Source organism: Arthrobacter sp. 147(2020) (assembly GCF_013116715.1).
Lineage (GTDB): Bacteria > Actinomycetota > Actinomycetes > Actinomycetales > Micrococcaceae > Arthrobacter_D.
Map to the genome: position 1 here is coordinate 67348 of NZ_JABFOM010000012.1, position 24697 is coordinate 92044.

At 65.3% G+C, this 24697-nt stretch carries 26 protein-coding genes; 9 read left to right on the forward strand and 17 right to left on the reverse strand.

The annotated features are described in order from the left end of the window. Nucleotides 1-20 precede the first annotated feature (20 nt). Nucleotides 21-257 carry a PLD nuclease N-terminal domain-containing protein gene (locus HMI58_RS10050; RefSeq protein WP_171619468.1) on the reverse strand — a complete coding sequence of 79 codons (237 nt, stop codon included), beginning with the start codon at nt 255-257 and terminating at the stop codon, nt 21-23. Between the two features lie 86 nt (nt 258-343). Between HMI58_RS10050 and HMI58_RS10055 the strand changes: the two genes are divergently transcribed. After that, nucleotides 344-2725, forward strand: coding sequence for a phosphoketolase family protein (locus HMI58_RS10055; RefSeq protein WP_171619470.1), 2382 nt, complete (start codon nt 344-346; stop codon nt 2723-2725). 116 nt (nt 2726-2841) lie between these two features. Here the strand turns inward: HMI58_RS10055 and HMI58_RS10060 are convergent, their stop codons facing one another. After that, nucleotides 2842-3552, reverse strand: coding sequence for an S-layer homology domain-containing protein (locus HMI58_RS10060; protein ID WP_171619472.1), 711 nt, complete (start codon nt 3550-3552; stop codon nt 2842-2844). A gap of 318 nt (nt 3553-3870) precedes the next feature. Continuing rightward, a complete protein-coding gene (locus HMI58_RS10065; RefSeq protein ID WP_205208077.1) occupies nt 3871-5028 on the reverse strand; it encodes a Gfo/Idh/MocA family oxidoreductase in 1158 nt (385 codons plus the stop codon). Between the two features lie 53 nt (nt 5029-5081). Between HMI58_RS10065 and HMI58_RS10070 the strand changes: the two genes are divergently transcribed. Then, a complete protein-coding gene (locus tag HMI58_RS10070) occupies nt 5082-5927 on the forward strand; it encodes an aldo/keto reductase (RefSeq protein WP_171619474.1) in 846 nt (281 codons plus the stop codon). A gap of 37 nt (nt 5928-5964) precedes the next feature. On the opposite strand, the gene HMI58_RS10075 is transcribed toward HMI58_RS10070, so the two are convergent. The 4 genes from HMI58_RS10075 to HMI58_RS10090 all read right to left on the reverse strand — a co-directional run bounded on the left by HMI58_RS10075 (nt 5965) and on the right by HMI58_RS10090 (nt 9412). Further along, nucleotides 5965-6816 carry a universal stress protein gene (locus HMI58_RS10075; protein ID WP_171619476.1) on the reverse strand — a complete coding sequence of 284 codons (852 nt, stop codon included), beginning with the start codon at nt 6814-6816 and terminating at the stop codon, nt 5965-5967. Continuing rightward, nucleotides 6813-7265 carry a universal stress protein gene (locus HMI58_RS10080; protein ID WP_171619478.1) on the reverse strand — a complete coding sequence of 151 codons (453 nt, stop codon included), beginning with the start codon at nt 7263-7265 and terminating at the stop codon, nt 6813-6815. Before HMI58_RS10080 ends, HMI58_RS10075 begins: the two co-directional genes overlap by 4 nt. A gap of 93 nt (nt 7266-7358) precedes the next feature. Continuing rightward, nucleotides 7359-9020 (reverse strand): SulP family inorganic anion transporter, encoded by a 1662-nt coding sequence (locus HMI58_RS10085; RefSeq protein WP_171619480.1) that lies wholly within the window; start codon nt 9018-9020, stop codon nt 7359-7361. Further along, a complete protein-coding gene (locus HMI58_RS10090; protein WP_171619482.1) occupies nt 9017-9412 on the reverse strand; it encodes a metalloregulator ArsR/SmtB family transcription factor in 396 nt (131 codons plus the stop codon). The genes HMI58_RS10085 and HMI58_RS10090 overlap by 4 nt, the downstream gene beginning before the upstream one ends. 167 nt (nt 9413-9579) lie before the next feature. Here HMI58_RS10090 and HMI58_RS10095 point away from each other — a divergent pair, with 167 nt between their 5' ends. After that, nucleotides 9580-10038 carry a universal stress protein gene (locus tag HMI58_RS10095; RefSeq protein WP_171619485.1) on the forward strand — a complete coding sequence of 153 codons (459 nt, stop codon included), beginning with the start codon at nt 9580-9582 and terminating at the stop codon, nt 10036-10038. A 46-nt stretch (nt 10039-10084) separates the two neighbouring features. Continuing rightward, entirely contained in the window at nt 10085-10942 is an 858-nt protein-coding gene (locus HMI58_RS10100) for a universal stress protein (protein WP_171619487.1), read from the forward strand. Here HMI58_RS10100 and HMI58_RS10105 read toward each other — a convergent pair whose 3' ends face one another. Continuing rightward, nucleotides 10943-11392, reverse strand: coding sequence for a pyridoxamine 5'-phosphate oxidase family protein (locus tag HMI58_RS10105; protein WP_171619488.1), 450 nt, complete (start codon nt 11390-11392; stop codon nt 10943-10945). Nucleotides 11393-11529: 137 nt separating this feature from the next. Here HMI58_RS10105 and HMI58_RS10110 point away from each other — a divergent pair, with 137 nt between their 5' ends. Beyond that, on the forward strand, nt 11530-13200 hold the full coding sequence (locus HMI58_RS10110; RefSeq protein WP_171619489.1) for a GAF domain-containing sensor histidine kinase: 1671 nt from the start codon (nt 11530-11532) through the stop codon (nt 13198-13200). 108 nt (nt 13201-13308) lie between these two features. Here the strand turns inward: HMI58_RS10110 and HMI58_RS10115 are convergent, their stop codons facing one another. After that, a complete protein-coding gene (locus HMI58_RS10115; protein ID WP_171584681.1) occupies nt 13309-13965 on the reverse strand; it encodes a response regulator transcription factor in 657 nt (218 codons plus the stop codon). Nucleotides 13966-14156: 191 nt separating this feature from the next. On the opposite strand from HMI58_RS10115, the gene HMI58_RS10120 reads away from it, so the two are divergent. Beyond that, a complete protein-coding gene (locus HMI58_RS10120) occupies nt 14157-15257 on the forward strand; it encodes an SDR family oxidoreductase (RefSeq protein ID WP_171619490.1) in 1101 nt (366 codons plus the stop codon). 2 nt (nt 15258-15259) lie between these two features. On the opposite strand, the gene HMI58_RS10125 is transcribed toward HMI58_RS10120, so the two are convergent. The 7 genes from HMI58_RS10125 to HMI58_RS10155 all read right to left on the reverse strand — a co-directional run bounded on the left by HMI58_RS10125 (nt 15260) and on the right by HMI58_RS10155 (nt 21825). Then, nucleotides 15260-16306 carry an LLM class flavin-dependent oxidoreductase gene (locus HMI58_RS10125; protein WP_171619492.1) on the reverse strand — a complete coding sequence of 349 codons (1047 nt, stop codon included), beginning with the start codon at nt 16304-16306 and terminating at the stop codon, nt 15260-15262. Nucleotides 16307-16341: 35 nt separating this feature from the next. Next, a complete protein-coding gene (locus HMI58_RS10130; protein ID WP_171619494.1) occupies nt 16342-18243 on the reverse strand; it encodes an alpha-amylase family glycosyl hydrolase in 1902 nt (633 codons plus the stop codon). Nucleotides 18244-18371: 128 nt separating this feature from the next. Next, nucleotides 18372-18842 carry a GNAT family N-acetyltransferase gene (locus tag HMI58_RS10135; protein WP_171619496.1) on the reverse strand — a complete coding sequence of 157 codons (471 nt, stop codon included), beginning with the start codon at nt 18840-18842 and terminating at the stop codon, nt 18372-18374. 50 nt (nt 18843-18892) lie between these two features. Continuing rightward, on the reverse strand, nt 18893-19558 hold the full coding sequence (locus tag HMI58_RS10140) for an SDR family NAD(P)-dependent oxidoreductase (protein WP_171584448.1): 666 nt from the start codon (nt 19556-19558) through the stop codon (nt 18893-18895). Next, nucleotides 19555-20895, reverse strand: a complete 1341-nt coding sequence (locus tag HMI58_RS10145) for an LssY C-terminal domain-containing protein (protein WP_171619498.1) — start codon at nt 20893-20895, stop codon at nt 19555-19557. The genes HMI58_RS10140 and HMI58_RS10145 overlap by 4 nt, the downstream gene beginning before the upstream one ends. Nucleotides 20896-20982: 87 nt before the next feature. Next, nucleotides 20983-21246, reverse strand: a complete 264-nt coding sequence (locus tag HMI58_RS10150; RefSeq protein ID WP_171619500.1) for a hypothetical protein — start codon at nt 21244-21246, stop codon at nt 20983-20985. A 117-nt stretch (nt 21247-21363) separates the two neighbouring features. Continuing rightward, nucleotides 21364-21825 carry a Fur family transcriptional regulator gene (locus HMI58_RS10155; RefSeq protein ID WP_171584451.1) on the reverse strand — a complete coding sequence of 154 codons (462 nt, stop codon included), beginning with the start codon at nt 21823-21825 and terminating at the stop codon, nt 21364-21366. Nucleotides 21826-21885: 60 nt separating this feature from the next. Here HMI58_RS10155 and HMI58_RS10160 point away from each other — a divergent pair, with 60 nt between their 5' ends. From HMI58_RS10160 to HMI58_RS10170, 3 genes are all read left to right on the forward strand, one after another. Beyond that, nucleotides 21886-22458 carry an MOSC domain-containing protein gene (locus HMI58_RS10160; RefSeq protein WP_171619502.1) on the forward strand — a complete coding sequence of 191 codons (573 nt, stop codon included), beginning with the start codon at nt 21886-21888 and terminating at the stop codon, nt 22456-22458. 97 nt (nt 22459-22555) lie between these two features. Beyond that, a complete protein-coding gene (locus HMI58_RS10165) occupies nt 22556-23602 on the forward strand; it encodes an NAD(P)-dependent alcohol dehydrogenase (RefSeq protein WP_171584453.1) in 1047 nt (348 codons plus the stop codon). A gap of 68 nt (nt 23603-23670) precedes the next feature. Then, nucleotides 23671-24249 (forward strand): HhH-GPD-type base excision DNA repair protein, encoded by a 579-nt coding sequence (locus HMI58_RS10170; protein WP_171619504.1) that lies wholly within the window; start codon nt 23671-23673, stop codon nt 24247-24249. 30 nt (nt 24250-24279) lie between these two features. Here the strand turns inward: HMI58_RS10170 and HMI58_RS10175 are convergent, their stop codons facing one another. Continuing rightward, nucleotides 24280-24654, reverse strand: coding sequence for an SdpI family protein (locus tag HMI58_RS10175; RefSeq protein WP_171619506.1), 375 nt, complete (start codon nt 24652-24654; stop codon nt 24280-24282). Nucleotides 24655-24697: the final 43 nt, after the last annotated feature.

A 24697-nucleotide genomic window follows, 5' to 3' on the forward strand; every position in this document is an offset into this window, starting at 1 on the left:
TCGGGTCGGGTGGGCGGTGTCTAGCGGCGACGTCCGATGACGAAGTACAGCACCGGGCCCACGAAATTGATGGCGATGATCGCAGTCCAGGCGAGCTTGGGCCCATTCACCTGTTCGGGCGGACGCTTGGCAAGGTCCGTCCAGGCGGTCGCCGCGAGGGACAGCTGGATGGAGCCCATCACCAGGGTCATAGCCTTCTGGCGGTCCGACAGGTCGCTCCACTTGCGGGACTTTTTACCTTTGAGTTTCTTGTCCATTTATTCACCGTAGCTTCAGCGCCAGGCTCACGATAAGGGCCTTTCGGCACTAGATCCTTGACACCGTTGGGTGCACGATTGAACCCATGAGCCAGCAGCCGGTCCTGAATCCTGCCCAACTGTCGAACATCCACGCCTGGTGGCGTGCGGCCAACTACCTGTCGGTGGGACAGATCTACCTGATGGACAATCCCCTCCTGAAGGCACCCCTGGAACCAGAGCACATCAAAACCCGGCTGCTCGGACACTGGGGGACGACGCCCGGGCTGAACTTCATCTACGCCCACCTGAACCGGGTGATCATGGCGCGTGACCTCGACATGATCTACATCATGGGACCCGGCCACGGCGGGCCGGCGGCGGTCGCCTCGGCCTGGCTCGAAGGGACCTACAGCGAAACCTACCCGGACATCTCCTTCGACGGCGACGGGATGCGGCGCCTGTTCCACCAGTTCTCCTTTCCCGGCGGCATCCCCAGCCATGTGGCACCGGAAACCCCCGGCTCGATCCACGAGGGTGGCGAGCTGGGGTATGCCCTGTCCCACGCGTACGGTGCGGCGTTCGACAACCCGGATCTCACCGTCGCGGCAATTATTGGCGACGGCGAAGCTGAGACCGGCCCCCTCGCGGCCAGCTGGCACTCCAACAAGTTCGTCGACGCCCGCAGGGACGGAGCCGTCCTGCCGATCCTGCACCTGAACGGCTACAAGATCGCCAACCCCACGGTCCTGGCCCGGATCAGCCACGAGGAACTCGACGGGCTGCTCCGCGGCTACGGCCACACCCCGCACTACGTGGAGGGCTCGGATCCGGAGCAGATGCACCAGGACTTCGCCCGGGTCCTGGATGACTGCCTCAACGAGATCCAGGAAATCCAGCATCGCGCCCGGATCGAGGGTGACGATCATCGTCCGCTCTGGCCCATGATCGTGCTGCGCTCGCCGAAGGGCTGGACCGGGCCCACCGACGTCGACGGCGTCAAAGTGGAAGGCACCTGGCGTGCCCACCAGGTTCCCTTCAGCAAGGCGCGGGAAGACCCGGGGCACCGGAAGATTCTCGAGGAGTGGTTACGGAGCTACCGGCCCGAGGAGCTGTTCGACGACGACGGGGCACCCGTCCCAACCATCCGTGAACTCCACCCGGCGGGCCCGCGCCGGATGAGCGCCAACCCGCATGCCAACGGTGGGGTGCTGCTCCGGGATCTGACGATGCCCGATTTCCGGGACTATGCGGTGCCCGTCGAGACGCCCGGGACGGGCGCTGTGGAGTCCACCCGGGTGTTGGGCACCTTCCTGCGGGACATCATGGCGTCCAACATGGACTCCTTCCGGGTGTTCGCACCCGACGAGAACAACTCCAACCGGTTGGATGCGGTGTTGGAGACCACCGATCGGGCGTGGAACGCCGAGGTGGTTCCCGGGGACGATCATCTGGCCCGCGACGGCCGGGTGATGGAAATCCTGTCCGAGCACACCTGCCAGGGGTGGCTGGAAGGCTATTTGCTGTCCGGCCGGCACGGGTTCTTCTCCTGCTACGAGGCGTTCATCCACGTCGTCGATTCGATGTTCAACCAGCACGCCAAGTGGCTCGACACCACCAACCGCATCCCGTGGCGGCGGCCCGTCGCTTCCCTGAACTACCTGCTGACCTCGCATGTCTGGCGGCAGGACCACAACGGGTTCTCCCACCAGGATCCCGGCTTCATTGACCATGCCGTCAACAAGAAGGCGGACGTGATCCGGGTGTACCTGCCACCGGATGCGAACACGCTCCTGTCGGTGGCCGACCACTGCCTGCGCAGTCGGCAGTACGTGAACATCATCGTCGCCGGGAAGCAGCCCCAGCTGCAGTACCTCGACATGGAGTCAGCGATCCAGCACTGCATCAAGGGGGTCGGGATCTGGGAGTGGGCGAGCTCCGACGCCGGGCTGGAGCCCGACGTCGTTATGGGCTGCGCCGGTGATGTGCCGACGATGGAAACACTCGCCGCCGTCGAAATCCTGCAAACCTACTTCCCGGATCTGCGGATTCGGGTGGTCAACGTGGTGGATCTGATGAGGCTGCAGGACCAGGGCAACCATCCGCACGGCCTGTCCGGACCGGAATTCGACGCGGTATTCACCCAGGACAAGCCGGTGATTTTCGCGTACCACGGCTACCCGTGGCTGATCCACCGCCTGACCTACCGCCATACCAACCACGACAATTTCCACGTGCGGGGATACAAGGAGGAGGGCACTACCACCACACCGTTCGACATGTGCGTGATGAACCAGATCGACCGGTTCAACCTGGCCATCGACGTCATCGACCGGGTGCCCCGGCTGCGGGACGTCTCCTCCCACGCGCGGGAGGAACTGAAGGACAAGCTCATCACCCACCACCAGTACATTCGCGCGGAGGGCGAGGACCTACCCGAGGTGAGAAACTGGCAGTGGACGGGCCGGTCTTCGGTTGGCGGGCCCTAGCCGTCCATCAGGTGAGTGACCGGGTCCCTTGGTGGGCACTCTGAATAATCGGCTGAAAATGCTGGCCAACGAAGTCCAAGTTGCCCACCGGAAACGGTTTGGTGATTCGCCGGGGCTTACCGCAGCTGACCCCAGGCCAGGTAGCTCCTGTAGAAGAAGGCCGCCGAAGCTTCGCGGGGAAGTTCCGTCATCGGGCGGAAGACCCGCGTGCCGTCGCCGAGCATCCACCCGGTGCCAATGCCGCTCTGGTACAGCCAGGCTATTTCTCGGTAGAACATATGGTTCAACGGGATATCGGCGAACGGGGACTGCGCCGGGGGCCGGTAGGTCGCGGTTCCCACGCCGATCGCGCGGAAGAAGAACGCCGCAATAGCGTCGCGATCGACTGGCTGGTGGGGGCGATAGGTTCCATCCGGGTACCCCGTGGTGATGTCATTGTCGGCCAGCCAGTGGATCTCTGTGAAGAACTGGTGGCCAACCGGGACGTCGGTGAACCGCGACACTGCGGGTGCAGTGTAATCACCCGGAGCCGTAAAGTACCGGTAGAAGAAGGCTGCGGCAGAATCGCGGTTAACAATGGCGCCCGGTCGGAAGGAGAAGTCGGGGTAGCCGGTGCTGATTCCCTCGTGCCCCATGAAGTCGATCTCCTTGAAGAACATGTGATCGTAGGGAACATCAATGAATCCGACGGGCGAGTGGTATACCGGCGGAGGCTTGGCGGGTGTCACCACGGGGCCAGCCGCGGCAGGCAACGCCAGGGGGAAGAGGAGGGCGAGGGCGGCCATGCTGGCTGTTCCTGCGCGGACTGCGCGTCGAACAAAGGTCATGGTGCTCCTTTCGGAGGCAATACGGCTACTCCACGGTGCAGCAGCGGGCGAGTGACGGTGGCAGGCCGCAGTGAGGCGCCCCCATATACCGAACAGTATCCGCGGGGTGCTGGGCTGAACAGCACAATCCAGCCACGGTATCGAACCGTTACTTACGTCAAGTGCCCATCCTGGAGGTAGCTCATCTCGCGACTCGGCTGTCCATCAGGAGCCCGGTCCGAGGAGCGTCCGATCGATGTGGAGGATGCCAGCGTCGTCGGGGGCTCCGGCCAGCTCCTCAACCATCCCTGCGACGTCCGCCACCTTCGGGGGCCGGGTTCATGGTGCCCACGGTTGCCGTGAGGAGGTCACTACCTCGCCGGTGGAGACAGCCTGCCTCATTAGCAGCTGGAGGTAGTGGTCCTGCGACGCCTCGGCGAGACTGTAGAACTCGGGGCCGCCGTCAACATGGTCACTCATGCGGGCCAGGCATTCAGCGATCGCCAGTTCGTCGCCCATCAGCCGGGCGGGCATGAACTGGTTGCGGTACACCCATTCATCACCACAGATGAGCCCCCGGAGGAACTTGCCTTCAAGGTTCCCGCCAACACCGGTGTCGACGCGACTGATGGTGCTAAATATCGGGGTGCGGAAGTCCTGGAGGTAGCTCACCTCGTGGTTGTTGATCTCTCCCCGATCCCCACGGATGAGCAGCCGGTTGGCGCGAATCCAGGAGCGGTAGTGCTCGTTGGCGAAGTCGTACACCCCCAGTTGGCCACCGAAATCCAGCCGGGCGGTGATCTGGTGCGACGTCACCCGGGTCTCCTGAGTGGGATCGCCGGTCCGGTCCGGACCCTGCACCAGGGGCGACTCGAACGCTGAGGCGCTGATCCGGACGTCCGAGAATCCGACGCCGAGCGCCCGGCGAATAATGCTGACCCCGTGGTAGTCGTGGCACTGCGCCACCATCGCCTGGCTGATCTCCCCCAGTTTCCCGGACCGGGCAATCGCCAGCTGGGCGGCGAGCAACGGGGAAAGGTGGTACTGCTCGGCCACCTGGATGAGCGCGCCCTCCGCCACCAGCTGGTGCAGGGGAAGCATTGACTCCACGTCGGGTCCGGGAGGTGTCTCAGTGAGGACCGGAACACCGTGTCCGGCCAGACGGGTGATCGTCTCGGGAGCCACCGTCCGAGGAACCGACACCACAGCAAATTTCGGCATGGTGTGGTTCAGGAGCTGGTCGATCGTCCGGTAGGTGGGAACACCCCACGTGCCTTCAATATTGGCTCCGGTAGCGTCGCTGCGCGTCACCAGCCCGACGACCCGGAAGCGTTCCGGCAGTTCACGGGCTATCCGGAGGAAGAAGAGGCTACGCCAGCCGCTACCGACGACTGCGAAGTCGATGCGCACCGGGTCGGCAGCGGTCACGGGGCTGCCGTCGCGGCAGGGGCTGGAGGAGTCAGGCTCATGGCCCCATTCTGCACTGCCGGCTCCCAATTCCGGTACAGTCCTATCCGACGAAACCAATCCGACCACCCGAGGAATTGATGATGTCCCAGCCAACTGAAAACACCGTTCCCACCGTGACCCTCAACAACGGCGTCGAGATCCCGCAGCTGGGGTTCGGTGTCTTCCAGATCCCGCCGGCCGAAACGCAGCGGGTTGTCGAGGACGCGCTCGAGGCAGGCTACCGGCACATTGACACAGCTGCCGCCTACCGGAATGAGGCGGGCGTCGGGGCGGCACTCGCCGCATCCGGCATCCCGCGGGAGGAACTGTTCATCACCACCAAGCTGCGCAACGGTGAGCAGGGCGACGCCGCCGACGCGTTCAACCGCAGCCGTGACGCCCTCGGCCTCGACTACCTCGATCTGTACCTCATTCACTGGCCGGTGCCGTCGCAGGGGTTGTTCACCGGAGCGTGGAAGGAAATGGAAAAGTTCTACGCCGACAAGAGCATCCGGGCCATCGGTGTGTCGAACTTCCTGTCGGACCACCTCGACACCTTGCTCGCCGCGTCGGAGATTGTCCCGGCGGTCAACCAGATCGAAATCCATCCCACCTTCCAGCAGCAGGATCTCGCAGCGAAGAACCGTTCCCTGGGCATTGCGGTGGAGGCCTACAGTCCGCTCGGCCAGGGTGCAGACCTCACAGCCGCACCCGTCGAAGCGCTGGCGGGCAAGTACGGGGCCACCCCGGCCCAGGTAGTGCTCGCCTGGCATCTCGCGCAGGGCACCATCGTTATCCCCAAGTCGTCGGATTCCACCCGCATGCGGGAGAACCTGGCGGCCGTCAGCCTCACCCTGACCCAAGCAGAGGTGGACGAAGTGTCAGCGCTGGAGTCGGGTGGCCGCATCGGCGCCGATCCCGCCGTGGCTGCTTTCACCCAGATGTAGGCACCGGCCACCCGGATGGTGGGCTGAGACCGAGGGATCAGCCCCGGGGTCTCCGGGAGATCATGATGTTCCCGGGGGCGTGATGCAGGATGGTTTGCGCTGTCGAGCCGACCGCGCCCAGGAATCTCCCCTGACCCGTCTCGCCCACCACCATGATCCGGGCGGTGGTGCCCGATTCGAGGAGGGTGCCGGGAACTGAATGGCCGGTGACCAGCACCGATTCGAGCTCGATGCCGGGAACGGCCGCCCGGGCGCGGATCGCCGCATCCGCGAGGATCTGCATGGCCCGCACGTCGGAACCCGGATAGGAATGGTTGCGCCCAAACAGGCGGACGTCGTCGCGCACGTGCATGAGCTTAAGCGGAGCCTTCCACGCTGCGGCCAGCGCGATGGCGTCGTCGAGCGCGGTGTCACTTTTCGGCGAACCGTCGAGGCCAATGAGGACTGGTCCGGCAGGGTTCGCCCGGGACCGCACCACCACGACCGGACAGTGGGCCGTACCTGCCAGCTTGAGACTGACCGATCCGACCAGCAGACCCATGAATCCGCCTAGCCCTCGGCTCCCCACCACCACCAGATGCGCGGTGCGCGACATCCTCTCCAGCACCCCCGAAGAGACGCCTGAGACGAGGCTTGTCCTCACCTCAAGGTCCGGGGCCAGCCGCTTCGTCTCCTCGACGCCTTCGGCCACGATCGCCTCGGCTGCGTGCCTCAGCCCGCTGTCCGCCACTCCTTCCACCGGACCCAGGTCATCGGTGAAGAGGGGCCAGATCCAGCAGTGCACCAGATGCAGGGACCGCTCCTCGAGTACCGCCTGCCGGACGGCCCATTCAAGAGCCAGGCGTGACTGATCCGAACCGTCGTAACCGACGACGATGCTGTGCTTCATCCGATGCTGCTTCCGCTAGGGGGAGAGTGCTTTTCTGGTTCATGGGCGATCAAAACGGCACAGCTGGCATGCTCGGCGACCGCGGAGCTCACCGACCCAAGCAGCAGGCCGATGAATCCGCCGTGGCCCCTACTGCCCACAATGAGCATTTCGGCGTTCCGGCTCTCCTCGATGAGCACACCAGCCGCCGGGCCCTGACGGGTTTCTGCGCTGACAAACGGCGGGGGTTCGCCGTCGAAGGCCTCATCCAAGGCTTTGGACAGGATGGTCCGGGCGACACTCTTGGGGTCCCACCCCGAGACCGGGAACTCGTAGTAGGTGAAGGGCACCTGCCAGGCGGCCACCGCAGTGACCAAGTCGGCGACGGTGGGAACCAGGCGGGCCGCCCACTGCAGCGCGAGGAGTGACGACGGCGAACCGTCGACGCCGACGACGATGCGGTGTTCCATGGGTGCCCCTCCCGGCAGTGGTAGCTGTCTACCCACCGTGGCGCGTCAGGGTTGGCTGGTCCAGAGGCTTTGGTCCTGCGGCTGGCGGGAAATCTAGGCGTGAGGATGGGCCGCGGCGGGTGTCTCCCGGTTCCGGGCGACGTGGCTGCGCGCATGCTCGATGGCGGGCTCCAGTGCCGTGAAGAGATGATTCCGATGCCGCAGGGACTCGAGGACCCCAACCTTGGTAATCAGACGCAGGTGCTGCTCCTGGACACCCTTCACGAGCACGGTGATGCCGCGCCGTTCAAGAGTGTTGATCAGCTCCGCGATGACCCGCGCGCCGGTCGCGTCAAGGGACTGCAGCTGGGACATCCGGATGATGACCACCTCGACATTGTCGATGTCGCTGACCCGTTCCAGGACCCGCTCCGCGGCGGCGAAGAAGAGTGCGCCTTCGATGCGGTAGACGGCGATCCGCGCATCACCGTCCCTCGCGGGGCCGGTGATCTCCTCGCGGTGGACCCCACCGGACTTCACCAACGCCCGCAGGGCGAAGAACGCTGCCGCCAGCACTCCGATGCCCACCGCCTGGATCAGGTCGAAGGAGACCGTGACGACGGCGGTGATGACCAGGACCACGGTGTCCCCGCGGGTCGACCCGACGACGCTGCGCAGGGTTGAGATCGAGACCATTCTGACCGCCGTCACCATCAGGACGCCGGCGAGGGCAGCTAACGGTATGCGGGACACCGGTCCCGTGGCCAGGTAGACCACGAACAGGAGGATCAGGGCATGGGTGACGGCGGCGAGCCGTGTCCGGCCGCCCGACCGGATATTTACTGCGGTCCGGGCAATCGCACCTGTTGCGGGCATGCCGCCGAAGAACCCTGACGCGACGGATGCCAGACCCTGCCCGAAGAGCTCGCGGTCCGCGTCGTAGGGGCCGGTATCGGAGATGGAGGTAGCCACCCGTGCTGACAATAGTGACTCGATCGCAGCGAGGATGGCGATCGTGGCGGCTGGTCCGGCCAGCATCAGGATGAGTTGCCAGTCCCAGCCGGGCACGGTGGGGGCGGGCAGGGAATCCGGGAGGGCGCCGATGCGCGCTACCGGCAGGGCGAGTAGCTCGGCCAGGAGGCTGGCTGCGATGATCGCGATGATGGAGCCGGGAATGCGGTGGTGGATCCGCGGCGCCACCACCATGATGAGGGCGACGAGGGCGACGAGGGCCGCGGCCGCCAGGAACTCGGCCGACGAGGCGCCGCTGGCCGCCTGCAGTGCTGAGATGGCCGCGTTGCTGCTGGGGCCGGCGTCCTCACCAATGGCAGCGGGTACCTGCTGCAGGAAAATGATGATGGCGATCCCGAGGGTGAAACCCTCGATGACGGGCCAGGGCAGGAAGGACACCACCCGCCCCAGCTTCAGGACCCCGGCTGCAACGACCATCACCCCTGCGAGCACGCTTACCAGGGCCAGAGCCTCGATTCCGTGGGTTGCAATGACCGGCCCTAGCACCACGACCATCGCACCGGTCGGACCCGACACCTGGACATGGGAGCCGCCGAAAATAGCTGCTACCAGGCCCGCGACGACGGCCGTGATGAGACCGCTGGCCGCCCCGGCACCGGAGCTGACACCGAATGCGAGCGCCAGGGGTAAAGCGATAATGCCGACCGTGAGGCCGGCAATGAGATCCCCCTTCCAGGTGCGGGGCAACTGGGCATAGTCCTTGACCGAGGGAAGTAGTGCCTGGAGTGCCGGGAGGGCCCTCACAGGGTGTCCCTGTTGGTGGACGAAGGACGGGGGACAGTCGCCGTTTCAAGGTCTTCCTTGGTTGCGTGGAGCACGTTCTCAAGGAGTCCGCGGGCAACCGCCAGCAATTCCGCCACGAGGGGATCGGCAAGGGTGTAAAACTGCTGGAGTCCCCGGCGGTCCGACGTTACGAGTCGGTAGCGCCGCAGGACCGACAGGTGCTGCGAGAGGTGGGAGGCCTCGAGTCCCGTTGCCGACAGGAGATCGGACACCGACACTTCGGGGGCAGCGGAGAGGAGCTCAAGGACTCGGATGCGCACCGGGTGGGCAAGCCCTTTGAAGAGGTTGGCCTTCACCTCGTACAGGGGCGCACGGAAGTCGGCGAACGCGGGCCCCTGGTTTTCCTGATCCATCGACATCTTGCTCCATCTAATTGACTGTTTGATGATTCTATCATTCAAGAAATCCTGACGGTCTTCACCCCAAGAACGGGCCGTAAGACCCTAACGCCGGTGGGTCCCGCGGGCAAGACTGAATGAAGCTGCTGCAAACCCTGCCGCGCTGACCTGGGAGGCACATCATGGGCGCATCCACTTCGTCCCGCATCGTCGTCGGAGTTGACGGTTCAGAACAATCGATTGCCGCGCTGCGCTTCGCGAGGAAACTCGCGCCTCCGTTCGGGGCAGTGATCCAGGCGGTAAGCACCTGGGACTACCCGCCGGAGTACGCCGGCTACGTCCCTTTGGGGAGCGACAACTTCGAGGAAATCACCCAGAAGCACCTCGATTCGGCAGTCGAGGCCGCGTTCGGGGGGAATCCGCCGGAGGGGCTGGAGAAGCTGGTCATCTTCTCCCATCCGTCCAAAGGGCTGGTCAAGACGGCTGAGGGGGCAGTGATGCTGGTGCTGGGTCGCCGCGGTCACGGTACCTTCAGGGGTTTGCTGATGGGGTCGGTCAGCGGCGCCTGCGTGGCGCACGCCAAATGCCCGGTCCTGGTGGTTGAAGGATCCACCGGTGAGATGCCCGAGGATGGCGCGTGAAGGCGGTGCCTAGCCGGGCGGTCATCGTCCCCGAGGGACCTACGGCATGACCGATGCGCAGCCCTCCTCCCGGGTCCGCGAACACCCGATCGTTGTCGCCTTCAGGGACCAGATCACAGGTCCGGCGATCCTGCGCTGGGCGGTGGCGCGTAGTGCGCTCACCGGACACCACGTGACGGTGCTGCACGCTATCCCCGACCCATCGCTGGTCCCTCCGGTGGCGGCCGGAGGGACCCCCTACGGCAGCCTGATCGCCGCGGCACGGCAGACGCTGGATGAGGAGTCGAGAAAGGTGTGTACCGACTATCCGGCGGCGCACGTCACCGCTAATGTGCACTCCGGGGACATCGTGGACGCTCTCGTGAATCTTTCAGCTGACGCCTCCCTCATTGTGGTGGGCGCAGACCGGATGGACCATCGCAACGGTGAGTATTTGGGGTCAGTGGGTCAGCAGGTGGTGCTGGGAAGCTTTGCGCCGGTGGTGGTGATCCCCCGGGATGCGCCAGCCGTGCGGCAGGAGGACGGAGCGGTGGTGGTGGGCGTTGATGGTTCAGTTGAGTCCCTGGCGGCCCTCCAAGCGGCTGCCACCGAGGCGTCCATCGCGAACCGTGGGCTGGCGGTCGTCACGGCGGTCGATGGTTCCACTGAGGATCCGTTCGGGGAAGGTAAGACCCAGGAGACGCTCGCAGAGGTGCAGGCAGCCCATCCGGGCCTCGTAGTGTCGAGGGTGGTCGACCGGGAACGCGCACCGACCGAAGCGCTGTCGTTTCACGCGGCGGGTGCATACCTGTTGGTGATCGGCAGGCACGGACGTGGGGCTCGACCCGGCATCCAGTTGGGCTCGGTCACGCATACGCTGCTGCTGACTCCGCAGTGCCCCACCTTGGTGGTCACCCGCCGGTAGTCACTCGTCGCTGGCTACCGGGGCCCCGTGCTGAGGAGGGGCGGGAGTGACAGTGAAGCTCCGCCCGGTGATGGACGCTGGAACGATCCGCATGAAACGGTCTTTACGCCCCGGCTCCCACGCGTGCAGCGGGAGGTGGATGGTCGCGATCAGCTCGGCGGTCAACTGGATCGTTGACGCATGCCCCTTGATCACCACGCTCCAGGCCCGCGTCCCGTCCGCCATGACGCCGTCGGCCTCGAAGGCAATGGGTGCGCCCTCGGCCGCCCGCTGTTTGGCGCCTTCGGCGGTCCGGAAAACCAGGGTCCCGTGGTCCACCTGGGTATTGATCGGGAAGATCTCCGGCTGACCGTCGATGCAGAGGGCAAGCCGGCCATAGGGGGCATCCCTTAGCAACTCCCAGCAGGTGTGGGCGGGCAAAACGGTGGTGGGTGTATCCTCGGAGTCCATAGCCCGAGAGTATGGTTTTCATACCCGCTGGACTAGGGCCGGAAGACCTTATCAGCCGGGTCAGCTTAAGCAGGCGCCTTCACATTCAGCAGGCTGACGGAGTGAAGGTTCACCGGTTCAATCACTGGAGCCGCACAATGAGTCCCGCACGAACCACTCAGGTCGCCGATCCCGATGATGAATTCCCCGCCGACAGCGCGCCACCCGGTGGGATCGACCACTTGCTCGCCGGCTTCGCCGCAATTGCCGAGAACCAGGGCCTGCAGACGGTGCTTGAACGGGTGGTTTCGGCGGCCTGCCGGTTGGTGGATGCCAGGTTCGCTGCCCTGGGGGTCATCGGCCCGGATGGCATTCTGAGTCATTTCATCACTGTGGGCTTGGACGAGGACCAGATCAGCAGGATTGGTGAGCTGCCGGTGGGGCATGGCGTGCTTGGTCTCCTCATCACCGAGCCGAAGCCTCTCCGGCTGCATGATTTGCGCAAGCACCCGTCGTCGTTCGGTTTCCCTGCGGGCCACCCCCAGATGACGTCCTTCCTCGGTGTGCCGATCAGGGTCCGCGACACTGTCTTCGGCAACCTGTATCTGACCGAAAAGAACGGTGGTGGGGACTTCAGCCAGTCCGATGAGGATCTCACGGTGGCCCTCGCTGCCGCTGCCGGGGTCGCCATCGAGAACATGCGCCTGTTCGAAGCCGAAACCCGACGGTCCCGCTGGCTTGAATGTGGGCAGGACGCCGTCCGGGCGCTGCTGAACACGTCCCCCGAGCGGAGCCTCAGCGATGTGGAACTCGTTGCCGAACACGCGAAAGAGGCCTCAGGATCGTCCCTGGTACTGATCCTCACCCGGATGGAGCCCGAGGAGTCCCTCTACTGCGAGGTGGCGCTCGGGCTGCACAGCGACAGCCTGCGCGGCAGGCTGGTCGGTGACGGGTCCGCCCTGCGCAAGGTGATGCTTCCCTACCGGGACACTGCGGTGCTGAACGGAGACTTGCTGCATAACGTGCTCCCCGCCACCGAAGCCGATCTGTTCGATGCCGCGATGTATACGAGGATCAGCGACCGTGGGAACCACGCCCGATTCCTGGTGATTGTTCGAACCCGGGAAGATCCGCCCTTCTCGCCGGTGGACCAGAGGATGGTCGCGGCCTTCGCCTCCCAAATCTCGACCGCCCTGGAACTGACCCAGATGCAGATCCAGCGGGAACAGGACGCCGTCTTCGGGGATCGTGACCGGATCGCCCGGGACCTGCACGACCTGGTGATCCAGCGGATGTTTGCTGCAGGCCTGAGTATCCAGAGTCTCCGGAAGTACGTGGTCGGGGAGGAACCCCTTGCCAGGATTGCCTCGGTGACCACTGAGCTCGACGCCACCATTGGCGAGTTGAGGGACACCATCTACTCGCTGCAGTCGGACACCCACAGCGGGGACGCGCTCAGTTCGCGGATCCTGGCGTTGGTCCGCAGGGTGCTCGATGGGTCCGAGGTTGAACCGGTGATCCACTTCTCCGGGCCACTGGACACAGCGGTCCGGGAGGCGACAGCCACGCAGCTGAAAGCGATCCTGAGCGAATCGCTCTCCAACGCCCTGCAACACTCCGAAGCAACCACGGTCACGGTTGCCCTGATTGCGGGAAAGCAGTCAGTCAACCTGCGGATCTCCGACAACGGGCAAGGGTTTGAGCAGAAGGGGCGGCGCAGTGGCCTGCGGAACATGCAGCACCGCGCTGAAGCACTCGGGGGGACCGTGACGATCACATCGGCGCTGGGGCAGGGCACCACCATTGACGTGACGCTTCCACTGGGCTGACGGTCCGGTGAGCAACCTGGACCGGCGGGATCAACCTGGACTTTCGGGTCGAAGATGTTGCCCACCGTTGTCCAGGTTGCTCACGAAACCCCAGCCAGGGGGTGGTACTCAGGTCGGTGGACGTGAAATGTAGACGGCTGCCTGGGTGCGGCGCTGGAACCCCAGCTTCGCCAACACGGAGGAGACGTAGTTCTTGATGGTCTTCTCAGCGAGGAACAGTTCCGCGCCGATTTCCCGGTTGGTCATCCCAGCCCCGATCAGTGCCAGTACCTTCTTCTCCTGGACTGTCAGGCCGGCGAGGCGCGGATCCTCGGGCTGCGCCGCCGAGAATCCGGCAATGACCCGCGCCTTGACCTCTTCGTCGAAGAGCGTCTCGCCGCGTGAGGCGCGGCGCACCTTGTCGAGCAGGTCGGAGCCGAGGATCTCCTTGAGGATGTACCCGGCAGCGCCGGCAAGGATCGCGCCGCGGACGGCGTCGTCGTCGTCGTAACTGGTGAGGATCACGCACTGCAGCGAGGGGTCCACCGACCGGACGTCCCGGCACACCTCGATGCCATTCCCATCGGTCAGCCGCGCATCAAGGATGGTCACGTCGGGCGCCAGCGCCGGAATGCGGCGGACGGCCTCCACCGCCGAACCGGTTTCGCCGATTACGGTGAACCCCTCACCCTCCAACAGGTCCCGCAGTCCTCGTCGGACCAGTTCGTGGTCATCCAGAAGGAAGACCGTCACGGGTCGGGTGGGACTGGGTGCATCGTGTGTCATCATCGTCTTTCATCATCCGTCAGTTGTTCCATCATCGACGGTGACACCCCCTACGGGCAGTGCCATAAGACCCGGTCACGGGTGCCAGCGGCGGAATTATTCGGTGTGGAACCGGCTTGCCGTAGGTAGGACAGTTCGACGTTCCGCTGGAATGTGCCTGTCACCCGAGGTTCAACGCAAGGAGACCACCCATGAGTCATAGCGAACTTTCATCCCCGTCCGACGGACCAGCAGGCGGCACCGCGCTGGTCGTCGGCTCCTCAGGCATTGCCGGGTCCGCCCTGGTGGAGAAGCTGACGGGGGAGGGATGGCAGGTGCTCGCCATGTCCCGCAGCGCCGGGGCACCACGGGACAACGTGCAGTACGTCCCCGCCGACCTCTCCTCACCCCAGTCGCTCAGCGACGCCCTGGCGGAGGTTGCCCCCACCCATGTGTTCTTCACCGCGTGGGCGCGGCAGGACACCGAGGAAGCCAACATCCGGGTGAACGCCGCGATGCTGCGGAACCTGCTGGAGGCGCTCGCCGACAAGCCGGTGGCCCACGTGGCATTGATGACCGGTCTGAAGCACTACCTCGGCCCGTTCGAAGCCTACGGCGAAGGGGACATGCCGGACACGCCCTTCCGCGAGGAAGAGCCCCGCCTGCCCGTCAACAATTTCTACTACGCCCAGGAAGACGAACTCTGGGCTGCGGCGGCCAACCAGGGCTTCACCTGGTCAGTGCACCGCGCACACACAGTGATCGGTCACGCCGTCGGCAACGCCATGAACATGGGCCTGACCCTCGCTGCCTACGCGGCCCTCTGCAAGGAGGCTGGCCGGCCGTTCATCTTCCCCGGGTCCGCTACCCAGTGGAACTCCCTGACCGACATGACCGACGCCGGGCTGCTCGCGGACCACATGGTCTGGGCGGCAACAACACCCACCGGTGCCAACGAAGCGTTCAACGTGGTCAACGGCGACGTGTTCAGATGGCGCTGGATGTGGCAGCAGCTCGCCACCTATTTCGGGGTCGAAGCCGAAGGATTCAGTGATGAGCCGCGCACCCTGGAAGTCCAGATGGCAGGAGCGCAGCCACAGTGGGAGCAGCTCGTCGCCGCACACGGCCTGGCCGAGCCGCGCCTCGACCGGGTGGCGTCCTGGTGGCACACCGACGGCGATCTAGGCCGCAACCTCGAGGTCGTCGCTGACATGAGCAAGAGCCGGGTCGCCGGATTTACCGGGTACCGCCGGACCCTCGATGCGTTCACCGACCTCTTCGAGCGTTACCGCGCCGAGAAGCTCATTCCCTGACGTTACCGGTTGGCGGCGTCCTCGAGCTGTGAGGAGCGCCGCCATCCGATGGCGGGGGCAACATGGGCGGCAACGTTCTCCAGCAGCCGCGCGTTGTAATCGACCCCCAGCTGGTTGGGCACGGTGAGCATCAGGGTGTCCGCCGACTGAACGGCGGCGTCGTTGGCCAACTGCTCGGCGATGACGTCCGGTTCGCCGATGTAGCTCTTCCCGAAACGGGACAGGGCCCCGTCGAGCACTCCGACCTGGTCGCGGGTTTCCCTAAGGGCGCTCAGCGCGAAGTACTGGCGGTCCTCGTCGCTTACCAGGGGAATGACGCTCCGGCTGACTGACACCCGTGGCTCAAAACCATGCCCCTGCTCCGCCCAGGTGTCGCGGAACATCTGAATCTGCTCGGCCTGCAACTCGTCGAACGGCACTCCGGTGTCCTCGGTCAGCAGGGTGGAGCTCATCAGGTTCATACCCTGCTCGGCGGCCCAGACGGCCGTCTTGCGGGTCCCTGCGCCCCACCAGATCCGCTCGCTCAGCCCGGGGGACTGCGGTTGGATCGGCAACAGCCCCGACCCCATCCGAGGGTCGGCTTCGGCGATACCGGCGCCGCTGATCCCATACCTGAACACTTCGGTGTGGCGGCGGGCCAGGTCTGCGTAGTCCTCGCCGTCGCCCGGGACATAGCCGAAGGTTGCGGCCCCGTTGAGCGCTGGCTCGGGTGATCCCCGGCTGATGCCCAGCTGCAACCTGCCGCGGCTGATCAGATCGGCAGCAGCAGCCTCCTCGGCCATATATAACGGGTTCTCGTACCGCATGTCAATGACGCCGGTGCCGATCTCGATCCGGCTGGTGCGCGCAGCAACCGCAGCGAGGAGCGGGAAGGGCGAGGCATGCTGACGGGCAAAGTGGTGGACCCGGAAGGACGCGCCGTCAATCCCGATCTCCTCGGCCGCGACTGCCAGGTCAATCGCCTGGAGGAGCGCCTCACCGCCGGTCCGGGTGCGTGATCCCTGCGCCGAGGACCAGTTACCAAAGGACAGAAACCCAATCTTCTTCATACCGGGTGCAACCACTGTGGGCGGGGCGGCATTCCCTAGCGGGGCTGCGCCCGGAGCCAGAGGTAATCGCGGGGTTCCAGCGTGATCCCGCCGTCGATCCGCTGGGCCGCATGGGTCAGCAAGTTGACGACGTCGGGCGCAAACCCGCTCAGCGTAAGGGCGTCCACGGTCTGGGGTTCGTCGCTGAAGTTCGCCAGCACCAGGATCGTTGAGTCAGCCCCGGGACGCTGGTAGCCCAGCACGCTGCGGTTGCCGGTGGCGAAGTCGACCAGCCGGGTACCCGCGAATTCGCGGGTGGCAGCACGGACTTCGATCATCCGTCGCAACCCGGCGAACACCGCACCCTCGGGGGTGCTGGCGTCGTGGCGGCGCGCGAAGCGGTCCTCCGGGAAGCGGGGGCGGTGCACCCAGCGGCTATCGGCGGCGTGGCCGTCCTCGAACATGTACTCGTCGTCGTTGACCTGGGCCACCTCGTCGCCGAGGTACAGCAGGGGAATGCCGCCGGTACTGAAAATGATTGAGTGCGCCAGCAGGATGCGCTCGACGGCGGCCGCCTCGTCGTGGTCCACCCCGCACAGCGACGCCGTCGTCCCCGAAATCCTGCAGTCCCCCGTGCGCGGGTTGTCCTGGAACGGCACCCCACGGGCAAAGCTGCCGGGGAACCGGTTGACGTAGAAGGAGTTCAGGAACTTCCGGTGATCGAAGCCATTGATCCCCAGCTCGGCGGCGTCCTCGTCGGCGAAAGTCCAGCCGATGTCGTCGTGGCTGCGCACGTAGTTCACCCAGGCGGTGTTTTCCGGGATGGCGTGGCGCCGTTCCAGCGCCTGGCCGAGCAGCGACGCGTCGCGGGTGGCGAGGGCTTCCCAGATCAGGGCCATCTGCAGCGGATTGTAGGAGAGGTGGCATTCGGCGGTGTCGATGTAGCGTGCCACCTCGTCCGGGTGCACGATTGCCTCGGATTTGAACAGGAGCGACGGCGCAGCCAGCCGGCAGAGGGCGTTGAAGGCCCGCAGCAGCGTGTGCGCTTCCGGGAGGTTCTCGCTGGTGGTGCCCAGTTGCTTCCAGATGAAGGCGACCGCGTCCATCCGCAGAATGTCGATGCCCTGATTGGCGAGGAACAGCATCTCGCGGGCCATCGCCCTGAAGACCGCCGGGTTGGAATAGTTCAGGTCCCACTGGAAACTGTGGAAGGTGGCCCAGACCCACCGTCCGTCGGGGGTCGGCACGAAAGATCCGGGATGGTCATCGGGGAAGATCTCCCGGACATGCTGCTCGAAGGCGTCCGGCATGGTCCGGTCCGGGAAGATCCAGTAATAGTCGCTGTACTCGGGGTCCCCGGCGGCTGCCTTCCGCGCCCACTCGTGCTCGTTGGAGGTGTGGTTGAAGATGAAGTCCACCACCAGGGAGATCCCGTTGGCGCGGAGCTCCGCGGCCAGTGCCCGTAGCTGCTCCATGGAACCGAGTGCAGGGTTCACCTCGCGGTAGCTGGAGACGGCATACCCGCCGTCGGAGTGCGGTTCCGGCGCGAGGAACAGCGGCATCAGGTGCAGGTAGGTGAGCCCCAGTTCCTTAAAGTAGGGGATCTTCGCGTGGACGCCGTCGAGGTTCTCCGCATACCGGTCGACGTAGCAGACACCGCCGAGCATCGAATTGGAAAGGAACCATCCGGGGTCCGATTCCTTCGCTGCGTCGATGGCTTTCAGGTCGCTGGGGCGGTCCCGCCAGGAACCGGCTGCCTCAAGGACCAGACGGGTGAGCTGGTCGAGCCAGTCGTTCTGCGGTCCGTAGAGCGAATGAAACAACCGGCACAGCTCAGGGAAGTTCTTGTCGAACCGGCGCAGGAACGCGACGCCGTCGTCGTCCGCCACCCACGCTGGCTGGGTGGTGAGGGTCGCGAGCACATGCTGCCGCGCGTCCTGGGCGACGATCTCGTCCATTGAGGAGGGTCCTTCCGTGAGGTGGTCAGCACCATCCTTTCATCTTCGGGACAGAGTCCGCCGTCGCACTGGTCAAGGGGCGCCCGACGGCGGAACCAGATTGCGCCACTGGATGATGCTGCACGCGCCTAGGGGAGGATGGGCAGCTCGAGGTGCATGAAGACGCTGTTGGGGTCCAGGCGGTAGTGCGCAAACGGCGGGCATTCGGCGAATCCGTGGCGCTGATAGAGCCGGCGGGCCGGAGCGAAGTACTCCTGGGTCCCGGTCTCCAGATAGAGCCCATCGAGCCGGTCCCGGCGGGCAGTGTCGACGAGCTGCGAGAGCAGAAGCGAGGCGACACCGCGGCCACGTGCGGAGGTGGCCGTGCGCATGGACTTGATTTCGCCGGCATTGGGCAAAATCCGCTTAAGGGCGGCGCAGCCCAAGAGGGCCGGTCCCTCGCGGGCCGTCCAGAACCTGATGTCCGGACCGGAGAGCGCTGTGTGGTCGAGTGCGTGAACGCTGTCGGCGGGCGAGGTGGCGAACATGTCCAGAAGGTGCTCATCCAGGAGCCGCGCGACGTCGTCGCGCGCTGGGTTGTCGAGCTCAATCCGGATCATTGAATCATCCTCGCCCGCCGAAGCGGTGAAACCTAGTTGTCCCAGTGAGCCTAGTCTTCGCTGACCTGGTGGCGGAAGCGGTCGCGCTTGGTGTGCAGGTCCCACAGGATCTCCGCGAGGACAGCGGGGTCCTTCTCCGGGTCGCCGGCCTCGATGCGGCCGCCGATGATCAGCTGCGACACCTGGATTCCCTCCTCGCCGAGTACCTCGTTGAGGAGCTGGGCGTAGGCTGCCTGACCGGCGAAGGCCACCGAGGTTCCGGTGACCCCGCGGCCCGGCTTGACCGCCGATCCGCCGTTGACGAAGAGGATGGTGCCACGATTCTCACCGAGGAAACGCATGCCGGGCACCACTTGGTGCACAGCGGCGACCGGGCCGTAGATGGAGAACTCGATGGGTCCCACCAGGTCCGCCGGGGTGGTCTCCAGTACGGGGCGCATGAAGTCCTTCTGCGGCAGCGGGCTGTACTGGAGGACCTCGATGGGGCCGAGGGTCTCCGTCACCTGCTCCAGCGCCTTGGCGATGGAGTCCGGGTTGCGCACGTCGGCGACGAATCCCTTCGCGTGGACCCCGTCCTTTGCGAGGTCGTCAGCCAGGGCGTCGAGGCGGCCCTGGTTCCGTGAGATGAGTCCCACCGAGTAGCCTTCAGCGCCAAACTTGCGCGCGACGGCGGCTCCGAGACCTGCTCCTGCTCCGATAATTGCAATAGTTGTCATACTTCGTGCAAGTGCTCAGGGGACTGAGGTATTCCTTCGGCGGTGTTTTGCCGGCTGCGATTCCTGGTGCGGTGCCCGCTGCGCCGATGCGCGTAGGTGCGGGAACGCTGACTGGTCAGCGCAATGATCAGGAGAATATCCAGGCCCAACCCGATCAGGTTGGTGCTGAGGGTGATCCCCGGGCCGCCATTGACGACGTCGGTCGCCGCAGTGATGATTCCCGCCACACTCAGCAGCATGGCCGCGATCCGCGCCCTGTTGCTTCCGCGCAGCAACAGCCACGCCAGGAGGACCTCGAGCAGCGCGAAGGCACCGACGATGCCGGCGACCACCGGCATGTACTCGTCGAGCTCCTGCCCCGCGACGACCGTCAGGTCACCGGTCCAGAGCGAGACGGCAAGAATGAGCGCCGTCAGGCCACGCAGAAACACCAGGGAGGCGCCGAAGGTGGTGGGCGCCGGGCGGCGGTCCCGACTATCGGCAGTAGCCACGGATTGGGCTGTGGAACCGACGTCGACGGGCCGCAGATCGATGACCGGCAGGTGCCCGTCGGTCTGGATATTGTCCCCGCCCCCGTTGCGGGAGTGGTAGCCGGTGGAGAAGTTCCGCAGGATCCGCACCGTCGCCTCCGGCTCGGAGGAGGTGAGCGAGTCGATGACGTAGTCACGCTCTTCGTCGATGTCGGTTTTGATCTTGTGCGTGATCTGCAGGGTGAAGAGCGAGAACCCCACCGATTTGTCGTAGGTGCCCGCCGCCAGCCAGTCCACGTCGGTGCCGCCCGGCAGAACCCATTCCGGAGGGCAGCGCCAGAACCGGATGTGGTGCCGCTTCCCCGGGTTCCCATTCACCTCCTGCTGATAGGCGAAATCCTGCTGCCGTCCGAAGACGAACAGGGGGCTGACGGGTGCTTCGTCGTAGCTCCGGCGGGTGACTGTGGAAACGATGATGCGCCGGGTGCTGGTGGCGTCGATCTCGTCGGCGCGGGTCCAGCCGGCCCCCAGCATGGCGGTATGGACCGCCGCCTCGGAACCGAGCAGGGTCACGTTGATGGGATCGCCCAGCAGTCCATCGCTGGTGCGCGCCCTGCCGATGAAATAGTCGGGAAGGTAGATCCTGCTCAGGATCCGGTGCAGTCGGGGCAGGACCAGGTAGGCAAGCACCGCCCAGAAGATGATGGTGAACCACCAGTGGTTCCACTGGAAGCTCTCCTGAAACAGGAGCGCAGCCAGCCAGATCGCGGCCAGGCCGCTGAAGACGAACAATGCCGTGTCGAGGGGGCTGCCCTTCGCGGGCTCATCGTCCGCCACGGCGCCCGTCCCGGATGGGGAACCGGTCATGGGTCAAGACAAGCATCAATCAGGGGCTATTTGAAGGGACTTCAGGCCCTGGTTTCGTCCCTGTTGCCGGGGCTCCCGGAGTGCCGCCTAGCCGCGGTCGGTGTAGCGGCCTTCGGTGCGCCCGGTGGTGGGCCGGTTGGAGGACGTGACGTAGGCACCACGGGAAACAACCGCAGCGTTGGAGCCGGTGGTCACATACCGTCCCTCGGCTGCCGAGCCGGGGCCCCCGGTGGTGACGTAGCGTCCGCCCAGCAGGGGCAGCGGTGAAGTTGCCGTGCCGGAAGTGGCAGGTGTGTCTACGGTGCGACGGGTGGCTGAGTGAGCGGGGGCGGTACGGTTCAGGACTGACATGGTGGATCTCCTTTTTGGGCACGACAAAATAGCCGGGCTGTTCAGCGTTGAAAGTTTGGGTGGGCATGACAGATCGCGGTGTGCCGCGTCGGCAATACCTAGGGGAAGTGCTGTGGTCTACCCGGTTTCGGGCGGACCGTTGGTCTGGCAGGAACGGCACAGACCGTTGAAGGTGACCTCGGCCGAGTAGATGGTGAAGCCTGAGTCGTCGGACGGGGTGAGGCAGGGCGCCTCGCCGATGACGCAGTCGACATCCTGGATCAACCCACAACCAACACACGACAAGTGGTGGTGATTGTCGCCGACCCTGCATTCAAACAGGGCCGGTGAGTTGGGAGGATCGAAGCGTCGTACCAGTCCGGCGCCGGTGAAGGACGCCAGAATTCCATAGACCGCCTGGGCGGAGGTTCCACTCAGGGTTTTCCGTACCTCGGCAAACACCTGTTCCGCGCTTGAATGCGGTGCGTGCTGGAGGACCTCCAGCACGGCGACGCGCGGGGCAGTCACCTTCAGGCCCGATGCCCTGATGGTGCCCTTGAGCTCCTCGGGATGAGTCTGCGGTTTAGTGCCGGTGGCCATGCCTCAACCGTACCAGTTGTTTTGATTAGGTCAAAACAACTAAGAAGATAGCCTTGGACGATGAGTGAAACCTACCGGTACGACGTCGAGGTGCTGCACCTGCTCGTCTCGCCAGCGCACGCCTACTTCGGCCGCGCCCGCGACGGTGCAGCCGACGTGCCCACTGCCGACGCCGACCGGGCTGAGGTGGTGGCCGGGAAGGGGATCGTGGGGGACCGTTTCTTTGGCAAGGCCGCCCACATGGACGCCGCGGTGACGCTAATGGCCGTGGAGGCGCTCGAAGACATTGCCTCTCTCCTGGGTGCCGACCCGTTCGATCCCCTGCTGACCCGGCGGAACGTCATCGTGCGGGGCGCCCAGCTGCACCCACTGCTCGGCCACGAGTTCGAACTGCACTCCCAGGGTGATGTGGTGCGGCTGCTGGCAGGGCGGCCCGCCCACCCCTGTGCCTGGATGGACCGGATGCTGGCGCCTGGAGCCCACGCGGCAATGCGGGGGCGCGGTGGGGTGCGCTGCCAACCGGTCTCCGACGGGGTGCTTCACCGTGGTCCCGCGGTACTTATCAGCCCGGTCCCGCTTCAGCCGGAGCTTGCCGGAGAGGCGACCATCCGCCGTCCCTCCCGGCTACCCTGACCCACAATGACTTCGCTGGCGGGGAATACGCAGCCGGCTGACGACGTTGCCGCTAAGGAACCAGAATTTTCCAGCAACCAACCTGCAGGAGCTATCTATGCCTACGACCGTCAACGCTTACGCCGCGCCCTCGGCCTCAGAAGACCTGATTGCCACCACCATTGAGCGCCGCGACGTCGGCCCCGATGATGTCATGATCGACATCAAGTTCGCCGGAATCTGCCACTCTGACATCCACACCGTCCGCGGCGACTGGGGACCCCAGTCCTACCCGCTGGCACCCGGCCACGAAATCGCCGGCATTGTCACCGAAGTCGGCTCCAACGTCACCAAGCACTCGGTCGGCGACCGCGTGGGTGTCGGCTGCATGGTGAACTCCTGCGGCGAGTGCAAGAACTGCGAAGCCGGCGAGGAGCAGTACTGCCTCAAGGGCAACACCGGCACCTACGGCGCCAAGGACCGCGACGGGTCGATCACCCAGGGCGGCTACTCCACCCACGTCGTCGTGACCGAGGACTTTGTTGTGCGGATCCCTGAGGGCATCGAGCTCGACGTCGCCGCGCCGCTCCTCTGCGCCGGCATCACCACATTCTCACCCCTGAAGCACTGGGGTGCCGGACCCGGCAAGAAGGTCGCCGTCGTCGGGCTGGGCGGACTCGGCCACATGGCCGTGAAGCTGGCTGCCGCGATGGGCGCCGAGGTCACCGTGCTGTCGCAGTCCCTGAAGAAGCAGGAAGACGGTCTGCGTCTGGGCGCAAAGCACTACTACGCGACCAGCGATGAGAACACCTTCTCCGAACTCGCCGGCTCGTTCGACCTGATCATCAACACGGTCAGCGCCACCATCCCGATCAGCGACTACCTGGGCCTGCTGTCCCTGGACGGCGCCCTGGTCAACGTTGGCGCACCGGCCGAGCCGCTGCCCGTCAACGCCTTCGCCCTGATCGGTGGCCGCCGCTCCTTTGCCGGCTCCATGATCGGTGGCATCCGCGAAACCCAGGAAATGCTGGACTTCTGCGCCGAGCACCACCTGGGCGCCGAGATCGAGGTTATCTCCGCTGACAAGATCAACGAGGCCTACGAGCGCGTCCTCGCCTCGGATGTTCGCTATCGCTTCGTCATCGACACCGCGACGCTGAACTAACCTCTTGAGTTGCTGAACCCCCGGCGGGAGCTACTCCCGCCGGGGGTTTGCGCGTTAAACTCGGGGTTATGACTGCGCACCTGAACATCACCGACGATCCCGCCGCCGATCAGCTCCTGTCCGAGGAACCACTGGCCCTGCTGATCGGGATGCTGCTGGATCAGCAGGTTGCGATGGAGACCGCGTTCATCGGTCCCGCGAAAATCAAGGACCGGCTCGGGGCGTTCGACGCAGCGACGATCGCCCACAAGGACCCCGACGAATTCGTCGACCTCTGCCGCACCCCTCCCGCCGTCCACCGGTACCCGGGAAATATGGCAGCACGCATCCAGACACTCTGCACCACTCTTCTGGAGGACTGGGACGGCGACGCCGCCCAGATCTGGACCCGCGACAACCCCGACGGCGCCGAAGTCTACAAGCGGCTCAAAGCCCTGCCCGGATTTGGGGAACAGAAGGCCAGGATCTTCCTGGCGCTGCTGGGCAAGCAGTACGGGTACGACGGCGACGGCTGGCGTGAGAGCGCTGGCGCCTATGGCGAGGAAGGCAGCTTCCGCTCAGTAGCCGACATCGTTGATCCTGAGTCTCTGACTAAGGTGCGCGAAACCAAGCGTGCGGCGAAGGCTGCCGCGAAGGCGAAGGGCTGATCCACCAGGGGCTAAATCACCCGGGCTGATTCACCCGGGGGCGGACTCCGGCGGCAGGTTCCGCGCCGCCCGGCTACCTTGTTTCGCGCCATAAAGCACGAAGCCCAGCAGGGCCATCGAGCCGATGAAAACGGCCACCATGGCAACCGACATGGAGACCGGAAGAATTGACGGAATGCCGCTCGCGACGGCGCACCAGCCAGCTATGTGCGTGGGCCTCTTGGCTGCCTGATGGGCCGCGAGCCAGGCCCGGTCGCTCGCCATGGTCACCGGGACCCGGATACCCGCATACGGGTTCCGTTTCAGTCGTCCGCTCGCCGCGGCCCCCGCCAGCCACAGCATCAGGATCCCCGATCCCACCATGACGACGAACAGAAGCACCCGAACCACGATCTCCCCATCCATGATTTCACCCTAGCAACCCGTTTTTTTTGGGAGGGGGGGCCTC